This is a genomic window from Sinomonas atrocyanea (assembly GCF_001577305.1).
In the GTDB taxonomy this organism is placed as follows: domain Bacteria; phylum Actinomycetota; class Actinomycetes; order Actinomycetales; family Micrococcaceae; genus Sinomonas; species Sinomonas atrocyanea.
Genome location: NZ_CP014518.1, coordinates 3,375,755 through 3,399,719 on the forward strand (window position 1 = coordinate 3,375,755; position 23,965 = coordinate 3,399,719).

Below are 23,965 nucleotides of genomic sequence, written 5' to 3' on the forward strand. Positions count from 1 at the left end.
CGGGCGCCGGGTCAGCGGCCGAGCTCGTGGCCGGCCATCCGCTCGAGGCGGACGATCCGGTCCGCCATGGGCGGGTGGGTGGCGAACAGCCGGGTGAGTCCCGCGCCTCCGCGGAAGGGGTTGGCGATCATCAGGTGCGAGGTGTTGACCAGCTTCTGGTCGTCCGCGGGCAGCGGCGCGAGGCGCACGCCGCCCTCGATCTTGCGCAGGGCGGAGGCCAGGGCGAGCGGGTCGCCAGTGAGCTGGGAGCCGTCCTCGTCGGCGTCGTACTCGCGCGTCCGGGAGATCGCGAGCTGGATGAGCGAGGCAGCGAAGGGGGCGAGCAGGCTCAGGATGAGCAGGGCGAAGGGGTTCGCGTTCCGCTCGCGGTCCCCGCCGCCGCCGAAGAACATGGCGAACTGGGCCACGGAGGTGATGACGCCGGCCACCGCGGCCGCGATCGAGGAGGTGAGGATGTCCCGGTTGTAGACGTGCATGAGCTCGTGGCCCAGCACGCCCCGCAGCTCGCGGGCGTCCAGCAGGCGCAGGATGCCCTCGGTGCAGCACACCGCGGCGTTCTGCGGATTGCGGCCCGTGGCGAACGCGTTCGGCGACTCGGTCGGCGAGATGTAGATGCGGGGCATGGGCTGGTTGGCGCGCTGGGAGAGCTCGCGCACGATCTGGTACAGGCCCGGCGCCTGCTGCTCGGTCACGGGGTAGGCCTGCATGGAGCGCAGCGCGATCTTGTCGCTGTTCCAGTAGCTGTAGAACGTCATGATCAGGCCGAGGCCGGCGAAGATCAGCACCGGCGAGCCGCTGCGCGACCAGACGCCCACCAGGCCGCCGATGCCCAGCAGGACCGCCCAGAGCACGCCGAAGAGCGCCGCCGTCTTGAGCCCGTTGTAATGGTTGTGCACGGTTACCTCCGCCTTCTCAACGATTCAGCCATGCGCCTTGGTTCCGCTTTCTGGCGGGGATTTTCGGGCGGCGGCCGCCTCATCGAGCAGCTCGTCGAGGAGCGTGAGGAAGGCCGGGTGGGACAGGATGCGGAAGTGGCCCACCACCGGCAGGCAGATGTTGCGCGCGCCCTCGAGCCACGTCCCGCCGATCACGATCGGATCGACCTCGGCGCTGATGGACACGATGGCCGCGTTCGCCGCCCGCTCGGCGGCGAGCGCGAGGATCACGGGGTCCGTGCTGCGGAAGGCGCGCAGGGCCGGCGTCGGCCCCAGGCGCGAGAAGGGGTGGCCGCTGTACGGGGTCGAGATGGAGATCATGCCGCGCACGAGGGACGGCTCGGTGACGAGGAGCTCCTTGCCGATCAGGCCGCCCTTGGAGTGCGCCACGATCAGCACGTCGGCGAGCCCGAGGTCGCGGAGGCGGTCGGCGACGAGCGCCGCCGAGTCCGGCACGGTGCGGAGGTTCCAGCCCAGCTCCTCGACCACGGCGACCTCGTGGCCGCGCTCCTCGAGCCGGGTCCGGAGCGGGTCGAGGAACGCCGCCGGCTCGTAGATGCCGGGGATGAGCACGACGGCGGGCGGGCGGCCCCCGCGAGGAGGCTCCGACGTCGTGCGCACGGTCGGGGTGCCGGCGGGGCCTATGGCGACGCGCCGGCCGCCGCGGGCCCGGAAGGCCGCCGCCTGGCGGGCTGTGGCGTAGGCGGCGTCGAGGGCGATGCCGCCGGCGACCCAGGTCGCCCGCACGCCGGCCCGCCGCGCCGCCTGCACTGCCTCCGAGGCCCTGCTCATGCGTCCCCCCGCGCCGCTTCGGCCCGCAGGCAGTCCGCCACGGGCGCGGCCCCCCGGTACATGAGCACGTGCGCCTGGCCCGGGACCACGCGCAGGTGCGCGTTGCGGGCGGACCGGGCGAGACGCTCGAGCCAGCGCAGCGGGCTGATGCGGTCGCGGGCGCCCCGCATGAGCAGCACGGGCGCGCTGACGAGGGGGATCCTCTGCTCGATGCGGTGCCGCATCATCCCGCGCAGGACGGTGAAGTACCAGAGCGGGCCGCAGCGGAAGTAGTCCCGGATGATGGTCGCCGCCACGACCGGGGGCTCGGTCGCCGTGTCCCAGGCCAGGCGCAGGCCCTGGCGCACCACACTGTGGGCGCCGGCGTCAGTGGTCGGCCCGAGCAGGGCGACCAGTTGCGACGCGGGCCGCTGGAGGGACATCTCGACAACGATCTGCGCCCCCATCGAGTGCCCCACGAGGACGGGCGCCCGGACGCCGAGCTGGTCCAGCGCGGCCCAGACGCAGGCGGCGAAGTCTTCGATCGAGAGCCCGCGGCGCGGCTTCGGCGTCCGCCCGAAGCCCGGGAGCTCGATGGCGTGCACGCGGTCCCGCAGCGCGAGCTCCTCGGCGAGGGGGCGGAAGTAGGCCGGCGATACCCCGATGCCGTGCACCAGGACGTAGTCCCGCGGGCCCTCCCCGCCCGAGAGCACGCCCAGCTCGTGGCCCCCGGCGGCCAGCCGGCGCTCTTGGAACTGTCCCATGTGCCTCCTCGGTCCGGACGGACTCCAGCCTACCGATGCCCTGCCGATGCCGGTGAGCTTAGGCTGGCCTTATTGTGAGTTGCTAAAAATAAGTGCTCTAATGGGGCCATGGAACCGAGCACGGAGCACAGCGGATGGGCCTCGGCCCTGCGCGCTCACGGCCGCCGGGTGACCAGGCAGCGCCTCGCGGTGCTCGACGCCGTCGAGTCCCACCCGCACTCCTCGGCCGAGGCCATCCTCGCCGCGGCACGAGAGGACCTGCCGGAGATCACCCCGCAGTCCGTCTACGTGGTCCTCGGCGACCTGACCGACCTCGGGATGCTGCGCCGCTTCGAGCCGCCGCACTCCCCCGCGCTCTACGAGACCCGGGTCGGCGACAACCACCACCACGCGATCTGCTCGGCCTGCGGGCGCGTCGAGGACGTCGACTGCGCCGTGGGCCACGCCCCGTGCCTGACGCCCTCGGACACGCACGGGATGACGATCATGATCGCGGACGTCACTTACGTCGGGGTCTGCGCCGAGTGCGCAGCGAAGCCCGCCCCCGAGCCGGCGGCCTGACCGCCCACGAGCCTTCCTCCCACGGAACCAGTACAGCGCACTACGCGCGGAACAGAAGGAGAGATATGACGGTCAACTACTCGACCACCCAGTCCGGCGCCCCGGTCGTCTCGGACGCCCACGCCCAGTCGGTCGGCGCCGACGGCGCGATCATCCTCACCGACCACTACCTGGTCGAGAAGCTCGCCCAGTTCAACCGCGAGCGCGTCCCGGAGCGCGTGGTCCACGCCAAGGGCGGCGGGGCGTTCGGCGTCTTCAAGACCACCGAGGACGTCTCGAAGTACACCAAGGCGGCCCTGTTCCAGCCGGACACCGAGACCGAGATGCTCATCCGCTTCTCCTCCGTGGCGGGCGAGAACGGCTCCCCGGACACGTGGCGCGACCCGCGCGGCTTCGCGATCAAGTTCTACACCTCCGAGGGCAACTACGACCTCGTGGGCAACAACACCCCGGTGTTCTTCATCCGCGACGGCATCAAGTTCCCCGACTTCATCCACTCGCAGAAGCGCCTCCCGGGCAGCCACCTGCGCGACTCGGACATGCAGTGGGACTTCTGGACCCTCTCCCCCGAGTCCGCCCACCAGGTCACCTGGCTCATGGGCGACCGCGGCCTGCCCAAGACCTGGCGCCACATGCAGGGCTACGGCTCGCACACCTACCAGTGGATCAACGCCGAGGGCGAGCGGTTCTGGGTCAAGTACCACTTCCACACGAACCAGGGCGTCGAGAACCTCACGGGCGAGGAGGCCGAGCGCATCGCCGGCGAGAACGCCGACTACTACATCCAGGACCTGTACGAGAGCATCGAGGAGGGCAGCTTCCCGAGCTGGGACCTCTTCGTGCAGGTCATGCCCTACGAGGACGCCAAGACCTACCGCTACAACCCGTTCGACCTGACGAAGACGTGGTCCAAGAAGGACTACCCGCTCATCAAGGTCGGCACGATGGAGCTCAACCGCAACCCGGAGAACTACTTCGCGCAGATCGAGCAGGCCGCCTTCGCGCCGTCGAACTTCGTGCCGGGCATCGCGGCCTCGCCGGACAAGATGCTCCAGGCGCGCATCTTCTCCTACGCGGACGCGCACCGCTACCGCGTGGGCACCAACCACGCGCAGCTGCCGGTCAACGCGCCCAAGAGCGAGGTGCGCAACTACAGCCAGGACGGCTCCGGGCGCATCCACTTCAACTCCCCGAGCACCCCGGTCTACGCGCCGAACTCGGCCGGCGGCCCCGCCGCCGTCGAGCCCGCCACGGTGGGCGGCGGCTGGGAGAACGACGGCGAGCTCACCCTCGCCGCCCACTCCCTCCACGCCGAGGACGGCGACTTCGTGCAGCCGGGCATCCTCTACCGCGAGGTGTTCGACGACGCCGAGCGCGCCCGCTTCCTCACCACGATCGCCGGCGCCGTCAGCGGCGTGAAGCGCGAGGACATCAAGGAGCGCGCGATCCAGTACTGGACGAACGTGGACGCCGGGCTCGGCGCCAAGCTCCGCGCAGAGCTGGGCAAGTAGCAGCCCGGCCCGCAGCGGCCCGGCGCTCAGCAGCGTCCTGACGGACGACGGCGGGGTCCCCACCCGGGTGGGGACCCCGCCGTCGTCGTTGTGGCGCCGCGGTGTACCCGGAAGGCCGGAACGGCGACGAGATGCGTACCCGAAACGGGTGGGCTAGGAGGCGACCCGGTGGGCGGCCCGGTCGAGGTGCGCGATGAACCCGTCGGCCAGCACGTCGAACGAGTCGAGCGCGGCGCGCCGGTCGCCCGTGAGGACGAAGTCGTACAGGAGCCCCATGACGGCCCCCACATACGTGCGTGCCATGGAGCGGGCGGCGCGCGGCGGGAGGCCCCGGCCGCGCAGCCACCGGGCCAGCAGCCCGCACCAGTGCTCGAAGGACTGCGCCGACGGCCGGCGCGGATCGTCCGCCACCACGTCCTGGACCGAGGCCTCGAACTCGAGCCGCTGCAGGTGCCGGCCGCGGTGGTCCAGGCCCAGCTCGAACGCCGTGCGGGCCAGGGCCACCACGTCCTCCGGCGAGTCGGACGCCGGCCTGAGGGTGGTCAGCGGCTCGAGGCGGCGCATGATCCCGCGGATGATCTCCGTGACCAGCTGCTCCCGGTTGCCGAAGTGGTACACGAGCACATAGCTGCTGATGCCCAGCGCATCTGCGAGGCTGCGGAACGTGAGGTCCGCCAGCGTCGAGCCGAGCAGGTGGTCGAGGATCTGGTCGAGCAGCTCGTACTTCCGCTCTGGCCGTGGGGGTCTCGCCATGGCCCCATCCTAGACTCCGACCATCAAGGATGTTGACAGTATCTGCAATGCACACCGCTGTCTGGGCAAACTCCCAGACAGCGGACGTGCACTACGGCTGCGGCTCCGAGACGGCCGCGCGCTCCGTGGCGAAGCGCTCGTTGAGGCGCGAGTGGCGCTGTCCGTAGGCGAAGTAGATGACCAGGCCCACCACGAGCCAGCCGGCAAAGTAGATCCACGTCTCGACCGCGAGGTTGGTCATGAGGTACAGGCACAGCACGGCGGACACGATGGGGAGCACCTTGCCGAAGGGCACGCGGAACGCGGCCTTGAGGTCGGGGCGCTTGCGCCGCAGCACCACGACGCCGAGGCTGACCACCACGAACGCCGAGAGGGTGCCGATGTTGATCATCTCCTCGAGCACGTCCACCTTGGTCAGGCCGGCGACGAGCGCCACGGCGCTCCCGCAGATGATCTGCAGGCGCGCCGGGGTGGCGCGCTTCTCGCTCGTGACGGACAGGGCCCGCGGGAGCAGGCCGTCCCGGCTCATCGCCAGGATCACGCGGGCCAGGCCCATGAGCAGGACCATGATCACGGTCGTGAGACCCACGAGGGAGCCGAACGCGATGACCTTGGCGGCATCGGTGTTGCCGACGGCCTCGAAGGCGGTGGTCAGGGTCGGGGCCTCCGCCTTGGCCAGGACCGTGTACGGGACCATGCCGGTCAGCGCGAGCGAGACGAGGATGTAGAGCAGGGTCACCACGGCGAGGCCGCCGAAGATGCCGCGCGGGAGGGTCTTCTGCGGGTTCTTGACCTCCTCGGCGCTCGTGGCCACCACATCGAAGCCGATGAAGGCGAAGAAGACGAGGGCGGCCCCGCCGAAGACGCCGAACAGGCCGTACTGCGCGGGCGCTGCACCCGTGAGGAACGAGAAGAAGGACTGCTTGAGCACCTCGGTGCCGCCGGAGCCCGACGCGGGCACGGCCGGCGGGACGAACGGGCTGTAGTTCTCGGCCTTGACGTAGAAGAACCCGACCACGATCACGAAGAGCACGACGGCGATCTTGATCACCGTGATGACGTTGCCCACGCGGGCCGAGAGCTTGGTGCCGAGGATGAGGAGCACGGTGAAGATCGCGACGATGAGGAACGGGCCCCACACGAGCTCGACCGGGCCGAGCTGGATGCTCGGCGGGACGTCGAGGCCCGCGAGCGAGAAGACCTTGCTGAGGTAGATCCCCCAGTACTTGGCGATCACGGCGGCGGCCGTGAACAGCTCGAGGATGAGGTTCCAACCGATGATCCAGGCCAGCAGCTCGCCCATCGTGGCATAGGTGAACACGTAGGCGGACCCCGCCACGGGCATCGCGGTGGCGAACTCGGCGTAGCACATGATCGCGAGCGCGCAGGCGACGGCGGCGATCGCGAAGGAGACCGTGACGGCCGGCCCCGCGAAGCTCGCCGCGGCCTTGGCCCCGACGGAGAAGATGCCGGCACCGACGGCGACGGCGACCCCCATGATCATGAGGTCCCACGTGCTCAGCGATCGCTTGAGCCGGCGCCCGGACTCCTGCGAAGCCGCGATCGTGGCCTCGATCGGCTTCGTGCGGAGGATCTGCATCCCACACTCCTGGTCTTCAGTGACGAACAAACCCATCCACTGTACGGGTCCAGCCTGTGAGACCTTCAGAAGGTCTCACGATGTGAGACCGGGGGCCCGGGCTCAGGCGTCCGGGGCGCCCTTGCGCGAGATCCGCACCATGTCCTCGCGCGGGACCACCTTCACGCGCTCGCGCCGCACCTGGCTGCCGCCGCCCGCGGCGCCGGCGGCAGCACCGGCGTCGTCCGTGTCCGCGGCCCACGCCTCGCCGAGGGCCCGCTCGTGGGCGTCCAGCTCGTTCCAGCCCTCCCAGGTCGTGTACTCGACGCCGCGCTCCTCGAGCAGGGCGATGACCGCGTGCTCGTCCGGGTTCTCGGCGGCGGGGAGGGAGTCGCGGTCCTCGAGGAGGCAGCCGATCGTCTCGAGGGCGTCGCCCTTGGTGTGGCCGATCAGCCCCACCGGCCCGCGCTTGATCCACCCCGTCGTGTAGAGGCCGGCCATCGGGGTCCCGTCCTCGTCGAGGACGCGGCCGCCCTCGTTGGGGATCACGCCGCGGCGCGCATCGTACTCGATCTCGGCGAGCTCCGAGCCGCGGTAGCCGATGGCCCGGTACACGGCCTGGACGGGGTAGTCCTCGAACTGGCCGGTGCCGCGGACGTTGCCAGTGCCGTCGAGCTCCATGCGCTCGAACCGGATCCCGGCCACGTGACCGGGGGTCTCGGGCGAGTCGTAGATCTCCACGGGGCTCTGCAGGAAGTGCAGGTGCAGGCGGCGGGAGGCACCGGTGTCCTGGTCCTCCGCGATCCAGTTCGCGAGGGTGTTGACCATCGTCTTGACCTGGTTGTTGGTCTTGATGGCCTCGTCGGAGGCGTCGTCGAACTCGAAGTCCTCCGGGTACAGCACGATGTCCACGTCCCGGGAGTGGGAGAGCTCGCGCAGCTCGAGCGGGGTGAACTTCACCTGCGCCGGGCCGCGGCGGCCGAACACGTGCACGTCCGTGACGGGGCTGGACTTGAGGGCGCGGTAGACGTTGTCCGGGATCTCCGTGACGAGCAGGTCGTCGGCGTGCTTGGAGAGCATGCGGGCAACGTCGAGGGCCACGTTGCCGTTGCCGATCACCGCCACCTCTTTGGCCGTGAGCGGCCAGTCCCGCGGCACGTCCGGGTGCCCGTCGTACCAGGAGACGAAGTCGGCGCCGCCGAACGAGCCCTCCAGCTCCACGCCCGGGATGTCGAGCGGGGCGTCCTTGAGCGCACCGGTGGCGAAGATGACCGCGTCGTAGAAGCCGCGGATGTCCGCGAGCGTGAGGTCGCGGCCGTACGTCACGTTGCCGATGAAGCGGATGTCGCCGCGGTCCAGCACCTTGTGCAGCGCGTTGACGATGCCCTTGATGCGCGGGTGGTCCGGGGCCACGCCGTAGCGGATGAGGCCGTACGGGGCCGGGTACTGGTCGAAGAGGTCGATGCTGACCTCGACGTCGCCGCCCCTGACCTCGTTGGACTTGGTCAGGATGTCCGCAGCGTAGACGCCGGCTGGACCGGCGCCGATGATGGCAACACGCAGCGGGCGGGCGGGGGCTTCGGACACGTCGGATTCCTTCCGGTGGTCGGCGCGCGGGTGGGGCGCGCCCAGCCCCCTATTGTAGTTCTCGTGCAGACCGGGACGCTTCTGGGACTCGGGCCCGGCGTCATCGTCTCCGTCGTCGTCCTCGCCGCCGCCGCCGCGGCCGTGCACCGCTGGGCGCTCGGCGGCGGGTGGCTCCCCCCGCTCACGGCGAGCCTGCGCGCGGTCGGCCAGCTCGCCGTCGTCGCCCTCCTCGTCTCCCAGCTCGGGCGCAGCCCGTGGCTCGCCCTCGGATTCGCCGCGCTCATGTTCGCTGTCGCGACCGCCACGACCGGCCGGCGCGTGGACCCCGCCCGCTGGTGGTGGGCCGCCGCGCCGATCGCCGCCGGGGTGCTGCCCGCCTCGGCCGCGCTGCTGGCCACCGGGGTCCTGCCGTTCGAGGGCCTCGCCCTCATCGCGCTCGTGGGCCAGCAGGTGGGCGGGGCGATGACGACGGCGAGCCTCGCCGGCCGCCGGGTCTCCGCCGAGCTCGCGGGGCGGCGCGGCGAGGTCGAGGCCGCGGTGGCCCTCGGGTTCGAGTGGCGCGCGGCGCGGCTGCTCGTCGCCCGGCACACCGCGAGGGAGTCCCTCGTGCCGCCCCTCGACCAGACGCGCACCGTGGGCACCGTGACCCTGCCCGGGGCGTTCGTGGGCATGGTGCTGGGCGGCGCGAGCCCCGTCGACGCCGCGATCGTGCAGCTCGTGGTGCTCGTCTCGCTGCTCGCGGTCGACGCGCTGGCCGCGGCCGTCGCCCTGTGGCTGTGCACGGCCCGCGGCTGGGGGCAGGTGCGGGAATAACCCTGCGCGCGGCGGCGTTGCCTGCACCCGTGACCTCTGAGCCGACAGCAGCCGCCCCCGCCCCCGTGAGAACCGCCGCCGATCGCGCCCGCCCGGGCGGGGCCACCGGCCTCCTCTACGGCATCGGGGCCTACGGGCTGTGGGGTCTGCTTCCGCTCTACTTCATGACGCTCGCCCCCGCCGGGCCGGTCGAGATCGTCGCGGACCGCGTCCTCTTCTCCCTCGTCGTGTGCCTCGTGCTCATCGCGGCGACCCGGTCCTGGCGCGCGCTCGCCGACGTGTTCCGCAGCGGCAGGACGTTCTGGGCGCTGGCCCTCGCGGCCGGGCTCATCGCGGTCAACTGGCTCACGTACACGTTCGGCGTGCTGAGCGGGCAGACCATCGAGGCCGCGCTCGGGTACTTCATCAATCCGCTCGTGTCCGTGCTCCTCGGGGTGCTGGTGCTCAAGGAGCGGCTGCGTCCGCTGCAGTGGGCGGCCGTGGGCACGGGCGCAGTCGCGGTGGTGGTCCTCACCGTGGCGTACGGGCGCGTGCCGTGGATCGCCCTGATCCTCGCGTTCAGCTTCGGGTTCTACGGGCTCGTCAAGAACCGCGTCGGCGCCAAGGTGGATGCCGTGACGAGCCTGACCATGGAGACGATCGTGCTCACCCCGTTCGCCCTCGGGGTGGTCGGGTGGCTCGGGGCGGCCGGGACCCTGACCCTCACCGGACACGGCGCCGGGCACTTCTGGCTGCTCGCCGCGAGCGGCATCATCACCGCGGTCCCCCTCCTGTTCTTCGGCGCCGCCGCCCGACGCCTCCCCATGACGACCATCGGGCTCCTGCAGTACCTCGCCCCGCTGCTGCAGTTCACCATGGCCGTGACCGTCCTCGGCGAGCACATGGCCCCCGAGCGCTGGGTCGGCTTCGGGATCGTCTGGGCCGCCCTGGCCGTGCTGACCGTGGACATGCTGCTCGTCTCCGGCAGGCGCCGCGCGGCCCTGCGCCGGGCCGGCCTGGACGCGGCGCACCGCCCCGCCTGACCCGTTCCGGGTACGCATCTCGCGGAGTTTTCGGCGTTGAGGGTACGCATCTCGCCGGGTTTTCGGCGTTTCGGGTACGCATTGCAGTTCGGATCGACGCACGACGCCGGGTGCCCGGCGCGCGCGGGCCGGGCAGCCGCCGTCGTGCTTACCCGAAACGGCAAAACCGCCACGAGATCCGTACCCGAAACGGCAGAACCGCGACGAGATGCGTACCCGAAACCTGGGGAGGGGCGGGGCGGGGCGCGACGTCAGCCCAGGGGGTGGGACTCCGCCCGCTCGTAGTCGCGCGGCACCACGACCATGGGCACCGGCAGGGCCCGCAGGACCTTGTTCGCCGTCGAGCCGAGGAAGAGCTGGTTCTTCTGCGCGAGCCGGCTCGAACCGATGATCACGAGCTCGCCCTCGAGCCACTCCAGGCTGTCCACCGCCTCCTCGAAGGTGCGGCCATGGGCCACCTCAACGCTCGCCTCGTGCCCGGCGGGGAGGCGGCGGGCGGCGGCGGCCAGGACGGTGTTCGCGTGGCGGTGGGCGGCGTTGATGTTCTCCCCGGAGTCGCCCCGCTCGTCGAGCTCGACGAGGGAGACGAAGCGGAGCGGCACGTTGCGCCGGCCGGCGGCGATGAGTGCGACGTCGACCGCGGCGTCGGCACCCTGCCTGCGACCGATGAACGCAGTGATGCGCTCCACGGGCTCCGTGCGGTGGTAGCCGCGCGGTGCGAGCGCCACTGGCACGGGCGAGGCGTGCAGGAGGGCGTTGGCGACGGAACCGACCGTGTACCGCTTGAACAGCCCGTTGCTCGCCGCACCGACCACGATCAGCGCGGCCTCGAATTCGACCGCGGCCTCGATGAGGGTCGCCGCGAAGGAGTGGCCGTGGCGCACGTGGAAGGCGGCCTCGACATCTGCGGGCACGAGCGCGAGGGCCTGACGCTGGGCCGTGAGGGTCCGCTGCTCCTCCGGGTGGACCCGCGGCCCGTCGGGGTTCGCCGCGATGTAGGGGGCGTCCTCCCCGAGCACGAGCATGAGGTCCAGCGTGGCGTCCTGCGCGCGGGCGATCGCGACGGCCAGGGCCACCGCGTCCGCACCCCGCTGGTCCGGCTGGTATCCGACGACATAGCGCATGGGCCACCCCTCACAGGTCGCGTGACAGCAGAGAACGAGGGCGCCCGGAATCCCGGGCGCCCTCGTCCGGTCTGCAGCTTGGTACCGCAGACTCTACCGGCAGGCTGGCGCGTTGGGGGCCGTCTCGCCAGAGGGTCGCCGAATACGTGCCGCTACGCGACAGAGCGGATGGCGGCCTCGAGCACGTCGAGCCCGTCGGCAAGCAGCTCGTCCGAGATCACGAGCGGCGGCAGGAGGCGGATGACGTTCCCGTAGGTGCCGCAGGTGAGGATGATGACGCCTTCCTTGAGGCAGTAGTCGGCGATCTTCTTCGTCGCCGCGGCGTCCGGGACCTTCGCGGCGCCGCTGCCGGCCTTGACGAACTCGAGCGCGAGCATCCCGCCGCGACCGCGGACCTCGCCGATGATGCCCGCCTCGCCGAGCTCGGCCTGGAGCTTGCCGAGGCGCTCCTTGACCGTGGCCTCGATCTCGCGGGCGCGGCCCCGGAGGTCCTGGGTCTCCATCGTGTCGATCGCGGCGAGCGCCGCGGCGCACGCGACCGGGTTGCCGCCGTAGGTGCCGCCGAGGCCGCCGCCGTGGACGGCGTCGAGCAGCTCCGCGCGGCCGGTCACGGCCGAGAGCGGCATGCCGCCGGCGATGCCCTTGGCCGTGGTGATGAGGTCCGGGACCACGCCCTCGTGCTGGACGGCGAACCATTCGCCGGTGCGCGCGAACCCGGACTGGACCTCGTCCGCGATGAAGACGATGCCGTTCTCCTTGGCGAACTCCGCCAGGCGCGGCAGGAAGCCGTCCGCGGGGACGATGAAGCCGCCCTCGCCCTGGATGGGCTCGATGATGATGGCCGCGATCTGGTCGGCGCCGATCTGCTTGCTCATCATGAGGATGGCGCGCTCGGCCGCCTCCTTGCCCGTGATCTGCGGGTTCTCCTCGCGGAACGGGTAGCTCATCGGCGCGCGGTAGACCTCGCCGGCGAACGGGCCGAAGCCGTGCTTGTACGGCATGGCCTTCGCTGTGAGGCCCATGGTGAGGTTGGTGCGGCCGTGGTAGGCGTGGTCGAACGCGACCACGGCGCTGCGGCCGGTGGCGATGCGGGCGATCTTGATCGCGTTCTCGACGGCCTCGGCGCCGGAGTTGAACAGCACGGTCCGCTTGGCGTGCTCGCCCGGCGTGAGCTGGTTGAGCTTCTCGGCCACGGCGACGTAGCCCTCGTACGGGGACACCATGAAGCAGGTGTGGGTGAAGTGCTCGACCTGCTCCTTGACGGCGCCGACCACCGCGGCGTCGGAGGCACCGACGGTGGTCACGGCGATGCCGGAGCCGAGGTCGATGAAGGAGTTGCCGTCGACGTCGTGGATGATGCCGCCGTCGGCGTCCGCGACGTAGACGGGGACGGACGAGGCGACACCCGCGGCGACGGCCTGGGCGCGGCGGGCGGCGAGCTCGAGGGAGCGGGGGCCGGGGAAGTCCGCGAGGACCTTGCGCTTCTGCTCGAGGCGGTACTGGATGTCCATGACAGGGGTTCCTTTCGTCGGTCCCAACCTAGTGCGAGACACACCACACGATGAATGGCCGATCGCACGAGGCTTGACCTTGCCTCTCGTGCGATCGGCCAGCCCGCTCCCTTATCATGAAAGGCATGGCTTCGACCCTCGCCGACCTCCTCGCGCATCCCGACCTCGGCCTGCGGCTCGCAGGCTCGGCCACCGCGACGCTGCGCGAGGAGATCCGCTGGGTCGCCGTGACGGAGCTCGAGAATCCGGCCCCGTTCCTCACCGGCGGCGAGCTCGTCCTCACCACGGGCGTCCGCCAGCGCACCGCGGCCGAGCAGCGGCGGTTCGTGCGCGTCCTCCAGCGCGCCGGGGCGCTCGGGATCGGCTTCGGAGTGGCGCTCGGGCATGACTCGATTCCGCCCGCGCTCATCGCCGAGGCCAACCGGTGGGGCGTCCCCGTGGTCGAGGTGCCCTACCGCACCCCCTTCATGGCCATCGGCAAGCTCGTCGCGGACTCCCACTCCGCAGACCACTACGCGAGCCTCGAGCGCCTCATCGCCGCCCACCAAGTCCTCGCCCGCTCCCTGCTGACCGGCGGGGGCCTGCAGGAACTGCTCAGGCACCTCGGCTCGATGCTCGGCACCGAGCTGATCCTGACGCAGTTCACCGCGCAGCTCTACGCCTCCAGCCCCGAGGCCGGGATGCCCTCCATGGACCGGTGGGTGCCCTTCCCCATCCCCACCGGCCGCCGGGACGCGTGCACCCTCTGGGCAAAGAAGCCCTTCGAGGACACCGGCATCATCTCGTACGCCCAGAACCTCATCAGCATCGAGCTCAGCAACCTCATGAAGCAGCGCCAGGCCCAGCGGGCCCTCACCGGGCAGGTGGTGAACGACGTCGTGCGCGGAACCCTCGATGTGGACGAGGCCTCGCGCCGCCTCGCCGGCACGGGGATCAACTCGACGAAGCGCAACGTGGTGCTCCTCGCCGAGTCGGCCGCCCACCACCGCAACCTCCGCGGCACCACCCTCCCAGCCGCGCTCGACGGCGCGGTCACCGCGACGCTCGACCGGGACCTCGTCGTCGTGGTGGAGGACGACGGCGCCCGCGCACCCGCGCTGGGCCGCGCACTCTACGATCACCTCACCGAGGCGGGAATCCACGCGACCGTCGGGATCGGCGGCTCCTACACCAAGCCCAACGGGCTGCGGTGGAGCTACTTCGAGGCCAAGGAAGCCGCCGGGCGCGGGCTCGACGTCAACGAGCCCGAGCGCCTGAGCATCACGTCCCTGCTGCTCGCGAGCGAGGACGTGCCGCTCGCGGACATGGCCGGAGAGGCCATCGGCCCGCTGGTCCGGTTCGACCGCCAGCACGGCGCCGAGCTCGTGCACACGCTCGAGACGTACCTGAACCTCAACGGCTCGGTGGCGCAGGTGGCCGAGCAGCTGAACCTCCACCGGAACACGGTGCGCTACCGGCTCGGGCAGATCGCGGAGCTCACCGGGTACGACCCGGCCGTGACCGCCGACCGGGTGCAGCTCTACCTCGCCCTCGCGGTCAAGAAGGTCGCCAAGGCTTGACCCCGTCTGGGAGTCACCTCCTGGGAGTCAGCTCCTGCGGGACACCCCCGGGAGGTGACCTTCAGGACGTGACCTCCAGAAGGTGACCTCCAGAAGGTGACCTTCAGGAGGTGACTCCCAGAAGGTGACTTTCAGGAGGTGACTTTCAGGAGGTGACACCCAGAAGGTGACTTTCAGAATCAGCGGGAGACGGGGGCGCCGTTCGAGATCGCGACCATCTCCTCGCGGGGGACGACCTTGACGCGCTCGCGCGCGACCTCGCCCTTGTGCGTGACCGCCGGTTCGGCGGCGGCGCCGAGAGCCTTCTCGTGCGCGTCGAGGGCGAGCCAGCCCTCCCAGGTCGTGTACTCGACGCCGCGGGCCTCGAGCAGCTCCAGAACCGCAGCCTCGCTCGGCTGCTCGGCGGCGGGGAGCTCCTCGCGCGCGTCGAGGAGGTGGCCGATCGTCTCGAGCGCATCGCCCTTGGTGTGGCCGATCAGGCCCACCGGCCCGCGCTTGATCCACCCCGTCGTGTAGACGCCCGGCACGAACTCGCCGTCCGCGCCGAGGACGCGGCCGCCGTCGTTCGGGACGACGCCCCGGCGGTGGTCGAACTCGAGCGCGGGCAGCGCCGAGCCGAAGTACCCGATCGCGCGGTAGACGGCCTGGACCGGGTAGTCCACGAACTCGCCGGTCCCGCGGACGTTGCCGGTGCCGTCGAGCTCCTGGCGCTCGAACCGGATCCCGGCAACGCGGCCCGGGGCCTCCGGCGAGTCGACGACCTCGACCGGGCTCTGGAGGAAGTGCAGGTGCAGGCGGCGGGAGGCCGTGAACTCCGAGGGGTCCTCGGGCTGCTCGGCGATCCAGTTGGTGAGCGTGCCCACCATGGTCTTGACCTGGTTGTTGGTCTGGATCTCGCGGTCGGAGGCCTCGTCGAACTCGAAGTCCTCCGGGTACAGCACGATGTCGACGTCGTGCGAGTGGGAGAGCTCGCGCAGCTCGAGCGGGGTGAACTTCACCTGCGCCGGCCCGCGGCGGCCGAACACGTGCACGTCCGTGACGGGGCTGGACTTGAGGGCGCGGTAGACGTTGTCCGGGATCTCGGTCACGAGCAGCTCGTCGGCGTGCTTGGACAGGACCCGGGCCACGTCGAGGGCCACGTTGCCGTTGCCGATCACCGCGATCTCCTTGGCCTCCAGCGGCCACTCGCGCGGCACGTCCGGGTGGCCGTCGTACCAGGAGACGAAGTCGGCGGCGCCGAAGGAGCCCTCCAGCTCGATGCCGGGGATGTTCAGGTCCGCGTCCTTGATGGCGCCGGTGGCGAAGATCACGGCGTCGTAGTGGCGCTGGAGGTCCGCCAGGCCCAGGTCCGTGCCGTAGTCGACGTTGCCGAAGAAGCGGATGTCGCCGCGGTCCAGGACCTTGTGCAGGGCGTTGACGATGCCCTTGATGCGCGGGTGGTCCGGCGCCACGCCGTAGCGGATGAGGCCGTACGGGGCCGGGTAGCGGTCGAAGAGGTCGATGCTGAGCGTCAGCTCGCCGGAGGCGACGGGGGCGCTCTTGGTGAGCAGGTCTGCGGCGTAGACGCCCGCCGGGCCGGAGCCGATGATGGCGATGCGCAGCGGGCGCTGCTGGGAGTTCGTCACGAGGGTTTCCTTCTGGCTTCTTCTTCGGGTCTCTAGCGGTTCGTGGAGAGCGAGGCGTGGGCGATGTCCGACGGCGCGTACGGGCTCACGCGGACGACGTCGCCGATCACGATCACGGCGGGATTCGCGACGCCGACGGCACGGGCCCGATCAACGATCGTACCCAGTGTGCCGATGGTGACGCGCTGCTCGGGGGTCCAGCCGCGCTCGACGATCGCGACCGGCGTCGACTCCCCGAGGCCGCGCGCACGCAGGGCCGCGGCGGACTGGGCGAGGCGGCGCACGCCCATGAGCAGCACGATGGTGTGGTCGGGCCGCGCGGGGAGCTCGGCGAGCTCGTCGTGGCCCGTGGCGACGCTGAAGCCGGTCGCGAGGCCCCGGTGGGTGACCGGGATGCCGGCGGCGGCGGGCACGGACACGGCGCTCGTGACGCCGGGGACCACCTCGACGTCGACGCCGTGGCGCCGGCAGAACTCGGCCTCCTCGCCGCCGCGGCCCAGGACGTAGGGGTCGCCGCCCTTGAGCCGGACCACGACGTGGCCCGCCTGCGCCTCGCGGACGAGGATCTCGTTGATCTCTTCCTGGGTGGCGGTATGCGCGCCCGGGGCCTTCCCGACCTCGATCACCCGGGGCCCGCCCGCGGCCGGATCGCCGAGTTCGTCGAGGAGCCCGCGCGGGCCGAGCCGGTCCGCCACGACCACGTCCGCCTCGGCGAGCAGGGTCCGTCCCCGGACGGTGATGAGCCCCGTGTCGCCGGGGCCGCCGCCCACGAGCGCGACCCGGCCGACGCCCTGGCGGCGCCGGCGCAGCGGGAGCTTGCCGGTGCGCAGCGCGAGCACCACGGCGTCCTTGAGCGCCTTGGCCCGGCGCGGGTCTCCCCCGGCGTTCACGGCGACCGTCACGTCGTCCACCCGGGCGGTTGCCGGCGTCCACGCGGCGGAGGACTCGTGGTCGGCGGCGTTGACGCACCAGATGCGGCGCTCCTCGGCCTCGGCGGCGACGCGCGCGTCCACCGCCGGCACGCCGGTCGCCGTCTGGACGAACCACGCGCCCTCGAGGTCGGCCGTCTCGTAGCCGCGGCGCACCCAGGCGACGAGCCCCGCCTCAGCCAGGCGCACGACGTCGGCCGCCGCCTCGGGCGCCACGACGGTCACCTTCGCGCCGGCGTCGAGCAGGCCCTGGGCCCTGCGGGCGGCGACCTTCCCGCCGCCTACGACGAGCACGTCCCGGCCGAGCAGGCGCAGCGTGGTGGGGTACAGGTCGATGCCGCTCATCGCGTGCCTCCGGTGAGAAGTCCGCGGCGCTGGAGCATGCGCCGCTCGATGGGTCCGAACACGGACAGTTCAATGAGGATGCCGACCGCGAGGATCGTCAGGATCGCGCTCATGACCACGCCCATGTCGCTGAGCGTGCGGCCCTGGTCCAGGAGCGAACCGAGCCCGAACCCGAGCGTGCCGCCCACGGCGATGATCTCGGCGGCCATGAGGGAGCGCCACGAGAACGCCCAGCCCTGCTTGAGCCCGGCCACGTACCCGGGCAGGGCGGCGGGCAGGATGATCTGGAGCGCGAGCTCGGCCCTGGAGGCGCCGAGGACCTTCGCGACGGAGCGGTACTGGGGCGGGACCTGGTCGATCCCGGAGATGAGCCCGTTGACGATCGAGGGGATGGCGCCCATGAGCACCACGAAGTACACGGTCGCGTCCGTGAGACCGAACCAGATGACCGCGGCGGGCACCCACGCGACGGACGGCAGGACCTGCAGGCCCGAGATGAGCGGCCCGAAGGCCCGGCGCAGGGTCTTCACCTGGCCCAGGAGCAGCCCGAGGGGGGTCGCGACGACGACGCTCACCGCGAAGCCGAGCAGGCCGCGCTGGAGCGAGGTCCACACGGCCTCCTGCGCCTTGCCCTCGCTCCACAGCTGCCCGAGCGAGGCCGCGACGTCGAGCGGGCCCGGGACCAGGTCCCGGCGCTTGAGCCCGAGCGTGACGTAGAGCTGCCAGGCGAGGACGAGGACCACGACGGCGACGAGGGGCAGGAGCACGCGGGAGAGGTCCCGGCTGCGCCGCACGGTGTCCGACTGGAGCTCGTCGAGGCCCGCCTCGATGGCGGCGAGCTCGGCGTCGAGGGAGGCCGTCTCGGTGAGGGTGGGGTTACTTGGCATGGCGGGCGATCTCCTGCCGGAGGCGGGTGGTGAGCTCGTTGGCGAGGGTGGCGGAAGCGCCGGCGTCGTGCTTCACGGCGTCCGGGACCGGCCACTCCGCGACGACGCGGCCCGGCCGCGAGGAGAGCAGCAGGATCCGCTGCCCCAGGCGCACGGCCTCGCGGACGTTGTGGGTGACGAAGATGATGGTCCGGCCGGTCTCGCGCCAGATCCGGGTGAGCTCCTCGTGGAGGAGGTCGCGGGTGATGGCATCCAGCGCGGCGAAGGGCTCGTCCATGAGCAGGACCTGGCGGTCCTGGGACAGGGCCCGGGCGAGGGCCACGCGCTGGCGCATGCCGCCCGAGAGCTCGTGCGGGCGCCGGTCCGCGGCGTCGCCGAGGCGCACGAGCTCGAGGAGTTCGACCGCGCGCGCCCGCCGCTCGCCCTTGGGCACGCCCCGCAGGCGCAGGGCGAGCTCGATGTTCCCGCGGGCGGTGAGCCAGGGGTAGAGGGCAGCGTCCTGGAACATGAACGCGGCGCCGTCCGCCGGGACCTCGAGCGCGCCCGCGGTGGGACGGTCAAGGCCGGCAATGATGTTCAGGAGCGTGGACTTGCCGCAGCCCGAGGCGCCCAGGAGCGCGACGAACTCGCCCTGGCCGATCGAGGCGGTCACGCCCTCCAGCACCGGGGCGCCGGTGCCGAAGCGCTTGCCGAGGTTCTCGAGCACGACGGTCATGTCGGGTCCTCTCCTTCTCAGTCCTGGCCCAGGCCGGCGGCGCTGGCCCTGCCGCGGCCGGCGCTCTGGGCGAGGACGGTGTTCAGGGCCCGCAGGTCGAAGAGGCCGTGGAGGTCCGCCGGCTTGGTGACGCCCGCGGTGACGCCGTCGGCGAGGAGCTTGGGGTAGGCGCCTGCGAGCGGGTCGGTGGTGAAGGTGATGTTGGCCAGGGCCCGCCCGATCGCGTCCGCGGGGAGGGCGGCGCCGGCCGCCTTCTGCAGCGCCGCGTTGATGGTCGAGGCCTTCTCGGCGGCGGACGCGCGGCCCAGCCAGTCGACGGCGGCGACGTGGCCGCGCAGCAGGGCCTCGACGGTCTGCGGATGCTGCGCGGCGAACGCCTTGTTCACCACGAGGATCGTGGTCGGGAACAGGCCGGGCTTCCCCGTGCCCGTGCCGTTCCACAGGTCCTTCTCGTCCACGAGGACCTTGGCCCCGGCCTGCAGCACGAGGCGGGAGGCCCACGGCTCGGGCAGCCACGCGCCGTCGATCTTGCCGTCCTGGAAGAGCTTGAGGGTCGCGGCGTTGTCGGTCGGGTTGACCGTCACGTCCCCGCCGCCGTTCGGCGTGGTCTTCAGGCCCTTGGACGCGAGGTAGGCGCGCAGGGCCACGTCCTGGGTGCCGCCGAGCTGGGGCGTGGCGAGGACGGTGCCCCGCAGCTGCGCCGGGTCCGTGATGCCGGGCCTGACCACAAGCTGGGCGCCGCCGGCGGCCGCCCCGGCGATCACCGAGAGGGACTCGCCGTGGCTCTGCACGAAGGAGTTGATGGCCGGGTTCGGGCCGAGGTACGCCGCATCGATCGCGCCGGCGTTGAGCGCCTCCACGGCGGCGGGGCCGGCGTTGAACACCTGGGTGGTCAGGGAGTCGGTGCCGGCGGCCTTCAGCGCCTTCGCCAGGAGGCCGTCCTGGACGCCCACGAGCGCGGGGGCGTGCGTCACGTTGGCGAAGTAGCCGAGCCGCAGCTGCGGTGCGGGGGCCCCGGCGGCGACGGCCGGCGTCGTGCGCGGCTCCCCGCCGGTCACCGCGGCGGCGACCGCGGTGGCTCCGCCGAGGAGGCCGACGACGAGGGCGGCGCCGATCCCGAGCGCGAGGCCGCGGCGGCGCTTCGGTGGCCCCGCGTCGGCCGTGATGCGGATGGTCCCGGGGCTCGTGGTGGTCTCGCTCATGGGAGGAAGTCCTTGGTCTCGCAGGTCGTCAGGTCTCGGATGGGGCCTATCGACGGGCCCGACATCGGGGCATTCGCGCCGCCGTGCGGGTAGGGGTCTGCGGGATCATGCGTTCAAGCATGGACGAGGCGCGGGGGGCCGCCCAAGGGTGGGTTCACGGGCGGTCACGGGGCGTCACGGGGAGTCATGTGGGTGGGCCGGCCGCGGCAATTCCGACCGGGTTTCGGGCGTCAGCCGGCGCGGACGCCGGCGTGTCCTGGCCGACGCGCCGCTGCCGGCCGGGAATGCCGGTCGGAAGCGAGCAAAGAGCAGCCGCCCTGTCCGGCCGCGATGCAGCGGCAGGACAGGGCGGCTCGGCCCGCTGTGGGCGTCAGCAGCCGGGTGTCAGCGCAGGTCGAACCGGTCGGCCTCCATGACCTTGGTCCAGGCGGCAACGAAGTCGTCCACGAACTTCTGGCCCGCGTCGCTGCTCGCGTACACCTCGGAGAGGGCCCGCAGCTGGGAATTGGAGCCGAAGACGAGGTCCGCGGCCGTGGCGGTCCACTTCACCTGGCCGGTGGCGGCGTCGGCGATCTCGTAGACGTTCTCCTCGGTCTCCGAGGCCTTCCACCGGCTGCCCGGGGAGAGCAGGTTGACGAAGAAGTCGGTGGTGAGCGCACCGGGCCGGTCCGTGAGCACGCCGTGGGACGAGCCGCCCACATTGCCGCCGAGCACGCGCAGGCCGCCCACGAGCACCGTCATCTCGGGCGCGGAGAGGCCCAGCATGTAGGCCTTCTCCACGAGGAGCTTCTCCGCGGGGGTCTTCTCCCCCGGCCGCAGGTAGTTGCGGAACCCGTCCGCCCGCGGCTCGAGGTAGCCCACGGACTGGACGTCCGTCTGCTCCTGCGTGGCGTCGGTGCGTCCGGGCCGGAACGGGACGGTCGCCTCGAAGCCGGCGTCCCGCGCGGCCTTCTCGACTGCCGCGGCGCCGCCGAGCACGATCAGGTCCGCGAGGGAGACCTTCTTCCCACCCGTCTGGGCGCCGTTGAACTTCTCCTGCACGCCCTCGAAGGCCTTCAGCGCGGAGTCGAGCTGCTCGGGCTCGTTGGCCTCCCAGCCGCGCTGGGGCTCGAGACGGAGGCGGGCGCCGTTCGCGCCCCCGCGCCCGTCCGTCCTGCGGAAGGTCGATGCCGAGGCCCAGGCCGTGCGCAGGAGCGTCTCCGCCGGGAGCGCCTCGAGGAGCTGGGCCTTGAGCGCGGCGATGTCCGCCTCGTCCACCAGCTCGTGGTCCACGGCGGGGACCGGGTCCTGCCAGACCTGCGGCTCGGGCACCCAGGGGCCGAGCATGTGCGGGCCCACGGGGCCCATGTCGCGGTGCAGGAGCTTGTACCAGGCCTTCGCGAACGCCTGCGCGAACTCGTCCGGGTGCTCGAGGAAGCGGCGGGCGATCTTCTCGTAGGTCGGGTCCACCCGCAGCGCGAGGTCCGTGGTGAGCATGGTGGGCCGGTGCTTCTTCTCCGGGTCGAACGCGTCCGGGATGATCTCCGGGGCGTCCTTCGCCACCCACTGCCACGCCCCGGCGGGGCTCTTGGTCAGCTCCCACTCGTAGCCGAAGAGGATCTCGAAGAACCGGTTGCTCCACTCGGTCGGCCGGTCGGTCCAGGTGACCTCGAGGCCCGAGGTGATGGTGTCGGAGCCCTTGCCGCTGCCGTAGGTGCTCAGCCAGCCCAGGCCCTGGGCCTCGAGGTCGGCGCCCTCCGGCTCGGGGCCCACGTGCGCGTCCGCGGGGGCCGCGCCGTGGGTCTTGCCGAACGTGTGGCCTCCTGCGATGAGGGCGAGGGTCTCCTCGTCGTTCATCGCCATGCGGCCGAAGGTCTCGCGGATGAACACCGCCGCGGCCGCCGGGTCCGGGTTGCCCTGGGGCCCTCGGGGTTGACGTAGATGAGGCCCATCTCCGTCGCGCCGACCACGGGCACCATCTCGTCCTTGCTGACGTAGCGGTCGGGGCCGAGCCAGGTGTCCTCCGAGCCCCAGAAGATCTCCTCCGGCTCCCACACGTCCTCGCGGCCGAACGCGAACCCGAACGTCGTAAAGCCCATGGACTCGAGGGCCACATTGCCGGCGTAGACGAGCAGGTCCGCCCAGGAGATCTTCTGGCCGTACTTCTGCTTGACCGGCCAGAGCAGGCGGCGGGCCTTGTCCAGGTTGGCGTTGTCGGGCCAGCTGTTCAGCGGTGCGAAGCGCTGGCTGCCGTCCCCGGCGCCCCCGCGGCCGTCGAACACGCGGTACGTGCCGGCGTCGTGCCAGCTGAGCCGGATCATGAGGCCGCCGTAGTGGCCGAAGTCGGCCGGCCACCAGTCCTGCGGCGTCGTCAGGACCTCCACGATGTCCCGCTTGAGCGCCTCGAGGTCGAGCTTGGCGAACTCCTCGCGGTAGTCGAAGCCAGCACCGAGCGGGTTGCCCGCGGGGTGGTGGGGGTGGAGCACCGTCAGGTCGAGCTGGTTCGGCCACCAGTCGGTGTTCTTCCGCGGCTGGTCGGTCTTGGGCGTCGGCGCATCGATCGCCGGGTTCTCGCTCTCGCTGCCGCTCGCCGTCGCGCCCGCCTGGGCCGCAGCATTGTCATGCATCACCGGGCATCCGCCCTGCTGGTTGTCGGTCATCTGCTTCCTTCCTCTCCCGAGGCAGGCCTCGGATTCGGGGCAAACCGGTCATACTGTGGGCCTTCTACTGCAGGCGACAGGTCGGCTCCGGCGCACGGACTGCTGGGGTGCGGCCGCGATGCCGTCCTGTTCGCTCCCGACGCTAGCAGCGCCGGGTGAACCCCGCCTGTCACACGTCCACTGGCCGGACGGCAGGGCGGAGGCGCGGCGTCGGCCATCGGAAGATGCGCGCCGTCAGCCGAGCGCCTGCTCGAGCCACTGCGTGTAGCGGTCCGGTTCGAGCAGCACCGCCGCATGGCCGGCTGAGCCCATGGAGATGACCCGGACCGGCCGGCCCAGCAGCCGCTGCAGCCGGGGGATGTCCCGGGCTCCCTGGGTGCGGTCGTTCTCCGCGCGGAGCACGGCGACGTCCCCCTGCCAGCCGGCGAATCGGTCTGGACGCACCAGCAGGCGCCGCGCCACGTCGGCGGCGACGGCGAAGTGGGACACGACGTCGGCCCGGGTCAGGTCGTGCCCGAGGGTCCGACGCAGGATCGCGGCCCCCTCGGCGCGAGGGCTGCGCTCAGAGGACAGCAGCCCGCTCAGGGCGCGGACGAGGAGGCGGGTGAGCAGGGGACGCGGCAGCACGCGGACCACCGCGATGAGCAGCGCGAGCACCGGCAGCCAGCGCCTGCCGTAGTCCGCCGGGCCGCTGCTGGAGAGCACCAGCCGCCGGATCCGCTCGGGGTGGGCTGCCAGGAACGCCTGGGCGAGCATCCCGCCGTAGGACTGGCCGACCAGGTCGCAGCCGTCGATCCCCTCGGCGGCGAGGATCGCGCAGAGCCCCGCGTCCATCGCGGCGAAGCTGGTCACGGGCGGGTAGTCCGGGGCCACCACGGTGTGGGCGGCGGCCAGCCGCTCGAGGGACACTGCCCCGAGGGCCGCCCGCCGCAGGCCGCCGGTGAGCCAGAGCACGGCAGGGCCGCGGCCCAGGCGGGCGTAGTGCCAGCGCACGGCGCCGACCGTCAGCTCACGGCCGTAGGCGTCGGTGAAGCGCCACGACCGGAGCAGGACGTCGGCGCCAGCGGCAGCCTGGCCACTGGCGGGCTCCCGGCGGTCACCCCTCATAGGAGCATGGTCCTCTGAGGCGGCCC

General features: G+C 71.9%; 19 protein-coding genes and 1 pseudogene. 5 read left to right on the forward strand and 15 right to left on the reverse strand.

Translation table 11 applies throughout. The annotated features are described in order from the left end of the window. Positions 1 to 11: 11 nt before the first annotated feature. The 3 genes from htpX to SA2016_RS15545 are packed head-to-tail and all read right to left on the reverse strand — an operon-like array spanning position 12 to position 2,470. A complete protein-coding gene (gene htpX, locus SA2016_RS15535; protein ID WP_066499767.1) occupies positions 12 to 896 on the reverse strand; it encodes a zinc metalloprotease HtpX in 885 nt (294 codons plus the stop codon). 24 nt (positions 897 to 920) lie between these two features. Next, the gene (locus SA2016_RS15540; RefSeq protein WP_066499769.1) at positions 921 to 1,727 is read right to left on the reverse strand and encodes an esterase/lipase family protein; all 807 of its coding nucleotides are present in this window, start codon (positions 1,725 to 1,727) and stop codon (positions 921 to 923) included. After that, the gene (locus SA2016_RS15545; protein ID WP_066499772.1) at positions 1,724 to 2,470 is read right to left on the reverse strand and encodes an alpha/beta fold hydrolase; all 747 of its coding nucleotides are present in this window, start codon (positions 2,468 to 2,470) and stop codon (positions 1,724 to 1,726) included. The genes SA2016_RS15540 and SA2016_RS15545 overlap by 4 nt, the downstream gene beginning before the upstream one ends. A gap of 108 nt (positions 2,471 to 2,578) precedes the next feature. Here SA2016_RS15545 and SA2016_RS15550 point away from each other — a divergent pair, with 108 nt between their 5' ends. Further along, entirely contained in the window at positions 2,579 to 3,031 is a 453-nt protein-coding gene (locus tag SA2016_RS15550) for a Fur family transcriptional regulator (RefSeq protein WP_066499773.1), read from the forward strand. 65 nt (positions 3,032 to 3,096) lie between these two features. Continuing rightward, the gene (locus tag SA2016_RS15555) at positions 3,097 to 4,542 is read left to right on the forward strand and encodes a catalase (RefSeq protein WP_066499775.1); all 1,446 of its coding nucleotides are present in this window, start codon (positions 3,097 to 3,099) and stop codon (positions 4,540 to 4,542) included. A 153-nt stretch (positions 4,543 to 4,695) separates the two neighbouring features. On the opposite strand, the gene SA2016_RS15560 is transcribed toward SA2016_RS15555, so the two are convergent. The 3 genes from SA2016_RS15560 to SA2016_RS15570 all read right to left on the reverse strand — a co-directional run bounded on the left by SA2016_RS15560 (position 4,696) and on the right by SA2016_RS15570 (position 8,461). After that, positions 4,696 to 5,295 carry a TetR/AcrR family transcriptional regulator gene (locus tag SA2016_RS15560; protein WP_066499777.1) on the reverse strand — a complete coding sequence of 200 codons (600 nt, stop codon included), beginning with the start codon at positions 5,293 to 5,295 and terminating at the stop codon, positions 4,696 to 4,698. A 91-nt stretch (positions 5,296 to 5,386) separates the two neighbouring features. Beyond that, entirely contained in the window at positions 5,387 to 6,895 is a 1,509-nt protein-coding gene (locus tag SA2016_RS15565) for an APC family permease (protein ID WP_066499787.1), read from the reverse strand. Between the two features lie 102 nt (positions 6,896 to 6,997). Beyond that, entirely contained in the window at positions 6,998 to 8,461 is a 1,464-nt protein-coding gene (locus SA2016_RS15570) for an FAD-dependent oxidoreductase (RefSeq protein ID WP_066499789.1), read from the reverse strand. 63 nt (positions 8,462 to 8,524) lie between these two features. On the opposite strand from SA2016_RS15570, the gene SA2016_RS15575 reads away from it, so the two are divergent. Together SA2016_RS15575 and rarD are read left to right on the forward strand one after the other, a co-directional pair. After that, positions 8,525 to 9,274, forward strand: a complete 750-nt coding sequence (locus SA2016_RS15575) for an ABC transporter permease (RefSeq protein WP_066499792.1) — start codon at positions 8,525 to 8,527, stop codon at positions 9,272 to 9,274. Between the two features lie 65 nt (positions 9,275 to 9,339). After that, positions 9,340 to 10,296, forward strand: coding sequence for an EamA family transporter RarD (rarD, locus tag SA2016_RS15580; protein WP_229710865.1), 957 nt, complete (start codon positions 9,340 to 9,342; stop codon positions 10,294 to 10,296). A gap of 251 nt (positions 10,297 to 10,547) precedes the next feature. On the opposite strand, the gene SA2016_RS15585 is transcribed toward rarD, so the two are convergent. Then, positions 10,548 to 11,420: a universal stress protein gene (locus SA2016_RS15585; RefSeq protein ID WP_066499801.1), complete on the reverse strand. Its 873-nt coding sequence runs from the start codon at positions 11,418 to 11,420 to the stop codon at positions 10,548 to 10,550. Positions 11,421 to 11,572: 152 nt separating this feature from the next. Beyond that, the gene (gene gabT / locus SA2016_RS15590) at positions 11,573 to 12,931 is read right to left on the reverse strand and encodes a 4-aminobutyrate--2-oxoglutarate transaminase (protein ID WP_066499803.1); all 1,359 of its coding nucleotides are present in this window, start codon (positions 12,929 to 12,931) and stop codon (positions 11,573 to 11,575) included. A 125-nt stretch (positions 12,932 to 13,056) separates the two neighbouring features. On the opposite strand from gabT, the gene SA2016_RS15595 reads away from it, so the two are divergent. Further along, complete coding sequence (locus SA2016_RS15595; RefSeq protein WP_066499805.1) at positions 13,057 to 14,490, forward strand: PucR family transcriptional regulator; 1,434 nt, start codon at positions 13,057 to 13,059, stop codon at positions 14,488 to 14,490. Between the two features lie 179 nt (positions 14,491 to 14,669). Here SA2016_RS15595 and SA2016_RS15600 read toward each other — a convergent pair whose 3' ends face one another. From SA2016_RS15600 to SA2016_RS15630, 7 genes and pseudogenes are all read right to left on the reverse strand, one after another. After that, a complete protein-coding gene (locus SA2016_RS15600; RefSeq protein ID WP_066499807.1) occupies positions 14,670 to 16,115 on the reverse strand; it encodes an FAD-dependent oxidoreductase in 1,446 nt (481 codons plus the stop codon). Between the two features lie 32 nt (positions 16,116 to 16,147). Continuing rightward, on the reverse strand, positions 16,148 to 17,389 hold the full coding sequence (gene cobA / locus SA2016_RS15605; RefSeq protein WP_066499809.1) for a uroporphyrinogen-III C-methyltransferase: 1,242 nt from the start codon (positions 17,387 to 17,389) through the stop codon (positions 16,148 to 16,150). Then, the gene (locus SA2016_RS15610; protein ID WP_066499810.1) at positions 17,386 to 18,276 is read right to left on the reverse strand and encodes an ABC transporter permease; all 891 of its coding nucleotides are present in this window, start codon (positions 18,274 to 18,276) and stop codon (positions 17,386 to 17,388) included. The genes cobA and SA2016_RS15610 overlap by 4 nt, the downstream gene beginning before the upstream one ends. Further along, positions 18,266 to 18,991 carry an ABC transporter ATP-binding protein gene (locus SA2016_RS15615; protein WP_066499811.1) on the reverse strand — a complete coding sequence of 242 codons (726 nt, stop codon included), beginning with the start codon at positions 18,989 to 18,991 and terminating at the stop codon, positions 18,266 to 18,268. Before SA2016_RS15615 ends, SA2016_RS15610 begins: the two co-directional genes overlap by 11 nt. Before the next feature lie 17 nt (positions 18,992 to 19,008). Next, the gene (locus tag SA2016_RS15620; protein ID WP_066499814.1) at positions 19,009 to 20,193 is read right to left on the reverse strand and encodes an ABC transporter substrate-binding protein; all 1,185 of its coding nucleotides are present in this window, start codon (positions 20,191 to 20,193) and stop codon (positions 19,009 to 19,011) included. A 384-nt stretch (positions 20,194 to 20,577) separates the two neighbouring features. Continuing rightward, positions 20,578 to 22,799, reverse strand: a pseudogene (gene katG, locus SA2016_RS15625) (catalase/peroxidase HPI). A 267-nt stretch (positions 22,800 to 23,066) separates the two neighbouring features. Next, positions 23,067 to 23,939, reverse strand: a complete 873-nt coding sequence (locus SA2016_RS15630; protein ID WP_066499815.1) for an alpha/beta fold hydrolase — start codon at positions 23,937 to 23,939, stop codon at positions 23,067 to 23,069. Positions 23,940 to 23,965 lie beyond the last annotated feature (26 nt).